6 protein-coding genes are annotated in these 7,277 nt (G+C 71.7%); 4 read left to right on the top strand and 2 right to left on the bottom strand.

All coding sequences use genetic code 11. The annotated features are described in order from the left end of the window. Position 1: 1 nt before the first annotated feature. Together LOY02_RS15790 and LOY02_RS15795 are read right to left on the bottom strand one after the other, a co-directional pair. On the bottom strand, positions 2-952 hold the full coding sequence (locus LOY02_RS15790; RefSeq protein ID WP_317183322.1) for a hypothetical protein: 951 nt from the start codon (positions 950-952) through the stop codon (positions 2-4). An 87-nt stretch (positions 953-1,039) separates the two neighbouring features. After that, the gene (locus LOY02_RS15795) at positions 1,040-2,476 is read right to left on the bottom strand and encodes a GuaB1 family IMP dehydrogenase-related protein (RefSeq protein WP_317183323.1); all 1,437 of its coding nucleotides are present in this window, start codon (positions 2,474-2,476) and stop codon (positions 1,040-1,042) included. Between the two features lie 219 nt (positions 2,477-2,695). On the opposite strand from LOY02_RS15795, the gene LOY02_RS15800 reads away from it, so the two are divergent. From LOY02_RS15800 to LOY02_RS15815, 4 genes are all read left to right on the top strand, one after another. Continuing rightward, positions 2,696-4,849, top strand: coding sequence for an MMPL family transporter (locus LOY02_RS15800; RefSeq protein WP_317183324.1), 2,154 nt, complete (start codon positions 2,696-2,698; stop codon positions 4,847-4,849). Positions 4,850-5,025: 176 nt separating this feature from the next. Next, positions 5,026-5,613 (top strand): heme-binding protein, encoded by a 588-nt coding sequence (locus tag LOY02_RS15805; protein WP_317183325.1) that lies wholly within the window; start codon positions 5,026-5,028, stop codon positions 5,611-5,613. Between the two features lie 30 nt (positions 5,614-5,643). Further along, complete coding sequence (locus tag LOY02_RS15810; RefSeq protein ID WP_317183326.1) at positions 5,644-6,894, top strand: RNA polymerase sigma factor; 1,251 nt, start codon at positions 5,644-5,646, stop codon at positions 6,892-6,894. Positions 6,895-6,951: 57 nt separating this feature from the next. Beyond that, positions 6,952-7,277, top strand: a 326-nt coding sequence (locus tag LOY02_RS15815; protein WP_317183327.1) for a YciI family protein, incomplete at its 3' end; no start/stop codon positions are given.

The raw sequence follows: 7,277 nt of genomic DNA on the forward strand, positions 1-7,277 counted from the left end.
GTCAGTCGAGTGGCCCTCGAGGGGCGAGCTCACGCTGGCGCGCCTCGAGCTCCTGGACCACCTCGGAGACCTGGCCGAGCACCTCCTGGACGGACGTGAGCGAGGACTTGATCCGTCCCCGCACGCCGAGGTCGGTGAAGATGTTGTCGAACCAGATGTCCACACCGCGGGTCAGGCCGTCCGTCGACGGCAGGACGATGCCGGGCAGGCCCAGGTCGTCCAGCTCGCGACCGAAGGCCACGAGCGCGGCCTGCGCGCGCTCGATGAGCCCGCTCGCGCGGTCCATCCGGTCGTGCTTGATCGACGAGCTGATGAAACCGCCTCCCGCGAAGGTGTCCCAGTCGGACCAGCCGTCGGCACTCTGCAGGGCCGACAGCGCATCGGCAAGTCCGGACATGGCCTCGTGGCCCGCAGCGACGGCCTCGGCGACCTCGCGGCGCTCGCGGCGCCGTGCGAGCAGGTTGGTGGCTCGCACCACGGTGAGCGGGTCGATGGTCGGTCCTGGCCCGGAGGCCGCGTCGATCCCGGCCCGGCGGGACACGTCGGCAGCCGAGACGACATCGGCCAGCGCCTGCTCGTAGGCGACCTCGGCATCCTCGAGCCGCTGGAGGTCTCGCCTCAGCCCGTCCACCCGACCGCGGACGGCGTCGCGCTCCGACTCGGCCCGAGCCAGGGCAGACGCCGCGGTGTCGACCTCCGCGCGCTCTCGGTCGAGGTCCGTCTCACGCGAGCCGCGGACCGCGGTGACGACTCGGCGGAGCGACACCCCCTCGAGCCGGTCCACGTCCCGCTCCTCGTCGGCGAGCCTCCGCACGAGCCGCTCACACTGACTCTCGGCCTGCCTCAGGAGACCCTCGGCCTCGACGAGCTGTGCTGCGAGATCAACTCGCGCGACGAGATCGGCACTGGCGCGGTCGAGTCGGGCAAGGACCGGGTGGGTCGAGTCGCTCATGTCTCCTCAGATGTCGCGTCGGCCCACGCCGTTCCCTCCCGCCGCCACGACGCCGTTGAAGAGGTCGCGCACGCGCCGGGCGCCGGACTACCAGGACGTGTGCAGGGGCCGGCCCTCGGCGAAGCCGGCCGTGCTCTGGAGGCCGACGACGGCCCGCTCGTGGAACTCCTCGAGGGTGCGCGCCCCCGCGTAGGTGCACGACGACCGGAGCCCGGCGATGATCTCGTCGAGGACGTCCTCGACGGACGGACGGGCCGGGTCGATGTACATCCGCGCCGAGCTGATGCCCTCCTCGAAGAGGGACTTGCGCGCCCGGTCGTAACCGGAATCGCCGGCGGTCCGGTTGAGCACCGCGCGCGACGAGGCCATGCCGAACGACTCCTTGTACTGTCGTCCGTCGTTGTCGGTGTAGAGGTCTCCGGGCGACTCGAGTGTCCCGGCGAACCACGACCCGATCATGACGTTGGACGCGCCGGCAGCAAGGGCGAGCGCGACGTCGCGCGGGTGGCGCACGCCACCGTCGGCCCAGACATGCTTGCCGAGCTCCCTTGCCGCCGTGGCGCATTCGAGAACGGCAGAGAACTGGGGCCGGCCGACTGCGGTGCGCATGCGAGTCGTGCACATCGCGCCGGGACCGACGCCGACCTTGACGATGTCGGCGCCCGCCTCGATGAGCTCACGGGTGCCGGTGGCGGACACGACGTTGCCGGCCACGACGGGGACCTGGGGGTCGAGGGCGCGCACCTTCTGGAGCGCGTCGATCATCCGGTCCTGGTGGCCGTGCGCCGTGTCGATGACGAGGACGTCCGCTCCAGCGCCGAGGATCTGCTCCGCCTTGGCGGAGACGTCGCCGTTGATCCCGATGGCGGCTGCGATGCGCAGTCGACCGGCAGGGTCGACGGCGGGGGTGTAGAGGCCGGACCGGACGGCGCCCTCCTTGGTGAGGATGCCGACCAGGGTGCCGTCGCCGGCGACCACGGGGGCCACCCGGCGGCGCTCGGCGGTGAGCCGGTCGAAGGCATGGCGCGCGTCGACGTCCTCGGGCAGGACGACCATCTCGCGGAACATCACGTCCTGCACCTGCGTGAACCGGTCGACGCCGGTGAGGTCCTTCTCGGTGACGATGCCGACCGGACGGTTCCCCTCGACGACGATCCCGGCGCCGTGCGCGCGCTTGCCGAGCAGGACGAGCGCCTCCCCCGCCGTCATGTGCGGGTCGAGGGTGATGGCGGTGTCGTGGACGAGGTGGCGTTCCTTGACCCAGCCGATGACGTCGCTGACGACGTCGACGGGGATGTCCTGGGGGATGACGGTGAGGCCGCCGCGGCGGGCCACGGTCTCGGCCATCCGCCGGCCCGCGATGGCGGTCATGTTGGCGACGACGATGGGGATCGTCGTGCCGGTCCCGTCGACCGTCGAGAGGTCGACGTCGAGGCGGCTCGACACGGCCGAGCGGTTCGGCACCATGAAGACGTCGTCGTAGGTGAGGTCGAACTGGGGCTGGAGGCCGTTGAGGAACTTCACGAGCAGAGCGTATGCCGCTGAGCCGGCTTCCGCGTCTCCGTCCCTTCCGCTCCCTCGCCTCGCCGACCCCCACACCTCTGGGGGACAGCCCTGATTGGACCCTGAGGCGACCCTCCAATGACCCGTAATCGGCGTGACTGCGGCCACGGCGCGTCCCTACCGTCGATCAGTGGTGGCCGCACGAGGCGGCCTGATTTCAGGGGGAAAGGCACTACACCCATGACAGAAACACGCATCGGTGACGTCGGGCGGCTCGCCTGGCTCCCGGCGTCGCGCGTGACGAAATGGCTCGTCGTCGGCTTCTGGCTCGTCATCCTCGCGGTGTCGTTCGGCCCGGCGGGCAAGCTCCAGGGGGCGCTCAACAACGACGCGGCCTCCTGGCTCCCCGAGGACGCCCAGTCGACGCAGGTCGCCAAGGAGCTCGAGGCCTTCCAGAGCCGCAACGAGGCGCCGGCGGTCCTCGTCTACGAGCGGACCGACGGCGTGACGCCGGCCGACCTCGAGGCCGTCACACGTCACCTCGCCGGGTTCAACGCGATGGAGCCGGTGAAGAAGGACGCCGTCGGCCCGATCCCGGCCGAGGACGGCAAGGCCATCCAGGTCATCGTCCCCATGGACATCGGCGAGGACGGCTGGGAGAACCTCCCGGACCTCACCGACGAGCTGCGCGAGATCGCAGCCGAACGTCCGGACGGCCTGTCGATGTATGTCACCGGCCCGATCGGTTTCGGCGCCGACTCGTCCGAGGCCTTCGCCGGCATCGACGGCAAGCTCCTCTACGCCGCGATGGCCGTCGTCATCGTCATCCTGCTCATCACCTACCGGAGCCCGATCCTCTGGCTCATCCCGGTCGTCTCCGCGGGCACGGCCCTCTTCATCGCCCAGGCGGTGATCTACTACCTCGCGGACAGCGAGACCCTGACGGTCAACGCCCAGTCGTCGGCGATCCTGCTCGTCATCGTCTTCGGCGCCGGGACGGACTATGCGCTCCTGCTCGTCGCGCGCTACCGCGAGGAGCTCCGACGCCACGAGGACCGGCACGAGGCGATGGCCTTCGCCCTCCACCGTGCCGGTCCCGCCATCGTCGCCTCCGGGGCGACCGTCATCGCCGGCATGCTCTGCCTCCTCGCGGCGACGATGAGCTCGACCAAGGGCCTGGGCCCGGTCGCCGCCATCGGCATCGGCGTCGGCCTGCTCGTCATGCTGACCCTGCTGCCTGCGCTGCTCGTCGTCTTCGGCCGCTGGATCTTCTGGCCGGTGCGCCCGACGTTCGGCTCGGCCGACCACACCCGGGACGGGATCTGGGCCCGCACCGGCGCCCGCATCGCCCGTGCCCCGCGCCGCACCTGGGTCGTCACGTCGGTCATCCTCGCGGTCGCCACCCTCGGCGTGCTCCAGCTCAACGCGACGGGCCTGCAGAACAAGGACGCCTTCTACACGACGCCAGAGTCGGTCATCGGCGAAGAGGTGCTCGCGCGCCACTTCCCGGCCGGGGCAGGCTCCCCGGTGCTCGTCCTTGCAAACACGCCCCAGGCCGGGGCCGTCTCGGACCGGCTCGAGTCGGTCGAGGGCGTCAGCGCGGTGGCGGAGCCCGTGGCCCGCAACGGGCGCACGCTCATCCAGGCAACGCTCTCGGACGCGCCGGACTCCGACGCGGCCACGGACACGGTGGACCGGATCCGCAGCGCGATCGCCGAGGTCCCGGAGGCGGACGCGATCGCGGGGGGCGACACGGCGTCGCGAGCTGACACGCTGCGCGCGTCCGCGGACGACAACTGGCGGACCATCCCGCTCATCCTCGCGGTCGTCCTGCTCATCCTCATCCTGCTGCTCCGCGCTCTGACGGCCCCGCTCCTGCTCATCGGCACGGTGCTCCTGTCGTTCGGTGCAGCCATGGGGATCAGCGCCCTGGTCTTCCGGCACGTGTTCGGCTTCGCCGGAGCGGACTCGTCGCTGCCGCTGTTCGTCTTCGTGTTCCTCGTCGCCCTGGGGATCGACTACAACATCTTCCTCATGACCCGGGTGCACGAGGAGTCGAAGGAGATCGGCACGAGGCGAGGTGCCCTCGTCGGGCTGTCCGCGACCGGTGGGGTCATCACGAGCGCGGGGCTCGTCCTCGCCGGCACCTTCGCGGTGCTCGCGACGATGCCGGTGGTCTCGTTCGCGGAGGTCGGCTTCGCCGTCGCCCTCGGCGTCCTGCTCGACACGCTCATCGTCCGCTCGGTGCTCGTCACGGCGCTCAACCTCGACGTCGGGGGACGCATGTGGTGGCCGAGCCGCCTCGCCCGTCAGGACGCCGAGTTGGCGGCGCGGGCCGACGCGGCGGAGCAGGGGCACGAGGCCGCCCCCGAGCTCGTGTCGGCAGGTCGCTGACACCCAGCCAGGGGCCGGCGCCGCGGGGCGCACCCTCCCACTCAGCGCCCGAACCGCGGCACCGATCGCACACCCCGTCTCGAGATCGAGGCGGGGTGTGCGGCTGCGCCGGACGGTGCGGACCGGATTGCGCGACTGCGGCGCGGCGAGGGCCTTGCGCGAGTACCGTCCGAATCATGACCGAGAAGCAGTCCTACGAGATCGTCCGGTCGTACGACGAGTTCGAGCTGCGCCGCTACGCGCCGCACCTCGTGGCAGAGGTCGTCGTCCGCGCGCCCTTCGAGGAAGCGGGCAACCGCGCTTTCCGGACCCTCTTCGGCTACATCTCAGGCGCGAACCAGCCCAAGCAGAAGGTCTCGATGACCGCCCCGGTCACCCAGCGCCGGCCCGAGAAGATCCCCATGACCGAGCCGGTCGAGCTGCGCGAGACCGACGACGGCGAGTATGCCGTCGCCTTCGTCCTGCCCTCGTCGTTCACCCTCGACACAGCCCCTGAGCCGACGAGCCCGGACGTGCAGCTGCACGAGCGTCCCGCAAGCCTCTCCGCTGCGCGCCGCTACCGGGGGAAGTGGACCCAGGAGTCGTTCGACGAGCACCGCCAGGCCCTCCAGCGCGCGGTCACCGCGGCCGGGTTCACCCCCGTAGGGCCCACGAGGTGGGACCGCTTCGACCCGCCGTTCATGCCGTGGTTCCTGCGCCGCAACGAGGTCGTCCAGGACGTCGAGCACGATGTCGACGCGCACCCTGCCGCGCCGGACGGGTAGCGTCTGGCCCCCGGGGACCAGATCCGGACGATGCAGGAGGTCGAGCTGGAAGCCGACGATCTCGAGATGATCTGGCGTCGCGAGGCACCCTTGGCGCTCGCGGCGGTGGCCCGCCGGTGGGGTGACTTCGCCGCCGCGGAGGACGCGGTCCAGGAAGCCCTCGTCGCGGCCACGGTGCAGTGGCCCCGCGACGGGCTGCCCGACGACCCGAGAGGATGGCTCGTGCGGGTGGCCTCACGACGCATGGTCGACCAGGTGCGCAGCGACACGGCTCGCCGGGCCCGGGAGGAGCGCGACGCGAGCGCCGCCACCGACTCCCCCGAGGTCACCGACCACGACCACTCCCTCGCCCTCCTGCTCCTCTGCTGCCACCCGGCGCTCTCCGTCCCCAGCCAGGTCGCGCTCACCCTCCGGGCCGTCGGTGGCCTCACGACCGCACAGGTGGCCCGGGCGTTCCTCGTCCCCGAGGCGACCATGGGCCAGCGGATCAGCCGCGCGAAACGGGCCATCAGGGACGCCGGGGCCCGCTTCGACCTGCCTGGACCCGGCGAGCTCGAGGACCGCCTCCGGGCCGTCACTCACGTGCTCTACCTCGTCTTCACCGAGGGGCACACGAGCACGGAGGGCCGAGTGCTGACCGACCCCGGCCTCGCCGGTGAGGCGATCCGGCTCACCCGGCAGCTCCATGCGGCCCGCCCCGACGACCCTGAGGTGGCAGGCCTGCTCGCGCTCATGCTGCTCACCGAGGCGCGCCGGCCGGCCCGCACGGCGCCGGACGGACGCCTCGTGCCGCTCGAGGAACAGGAGCGCAGGCTCTGGGACCGCGCCCTCGTCGACGAGGGAACCCGGCTCGTCACCGACGCGCTCGCATCGGGTCAGGAGGTCGGACCCTTCCAGGTCCAGGCCGCGATCGCCGCCGTCCACGACGAGGCTCCCACGGCCGCGGACACCGACTGGGCCCAGATCGCGCAGCTCTACGACGTGCTGGCGAGGATCACGCCCGGGCCGATGGTGGAGCTCAACCGCGCCGTCGCAGTGGCCATGGTCGACGGACCGAGCGCAGGTCTGGCCGTCCTCGACGGGCTGGGCACGCAGCTCTCGGACCACCACCGGTGGCACGCCGTCCGCGGCCAGCTGCTCGCCCGGTCCGGTGCGCGCGAGGAGGCCACCGCCGCCCTGCGCACTGCCGCCGAGCTCAGCCCGAGCGAGGTCGAGCGAGTCCACCTGGCCGCGCTCGCGGCCGATGTCGAAGCCGGGCGACCGGCTCCGACGTCCCCGTGACACACCCGCAGACCGCCGCCCAGACGCCGTCGGTCCGAGCCGTCCGAGGAGGACACCATGAAGTACGTCATCTTGATCCACTCCAACCCGCAGCCCTGGGGCCACCCGACGAGCGACTACCTCGCCGCGCACCAGGATCTGGCCGCCGAGGAGCGGGAGCGACTCAACGCCGACTTCGAGGCGGTGATGAAGGAGATGAGCGCCTCCGGCGAGCTCCTCGGTGGGTCAGCCCTCGGCGACCCGACGGAGGCGCGGCTCTTCCGCTGGGAGAACGGCAGGTCCCTCGCGACCGACGGACCCTACGCAGAGGCGAAGGAGCACTTCGCCGGCTTCTTCCTCATCGATGTGGCCAGTCGAGAGCGCGCCGAGGCCGTGGCCGCCCG

This window comes from Intrasporangium sp. (genome assembly GCF_032907665.1).
Classification (GTDB): Bacteria; Actinomycetota; Actinomycetes; order Actinomycetales; family Dermatophilaceae; genus Intrasporangium.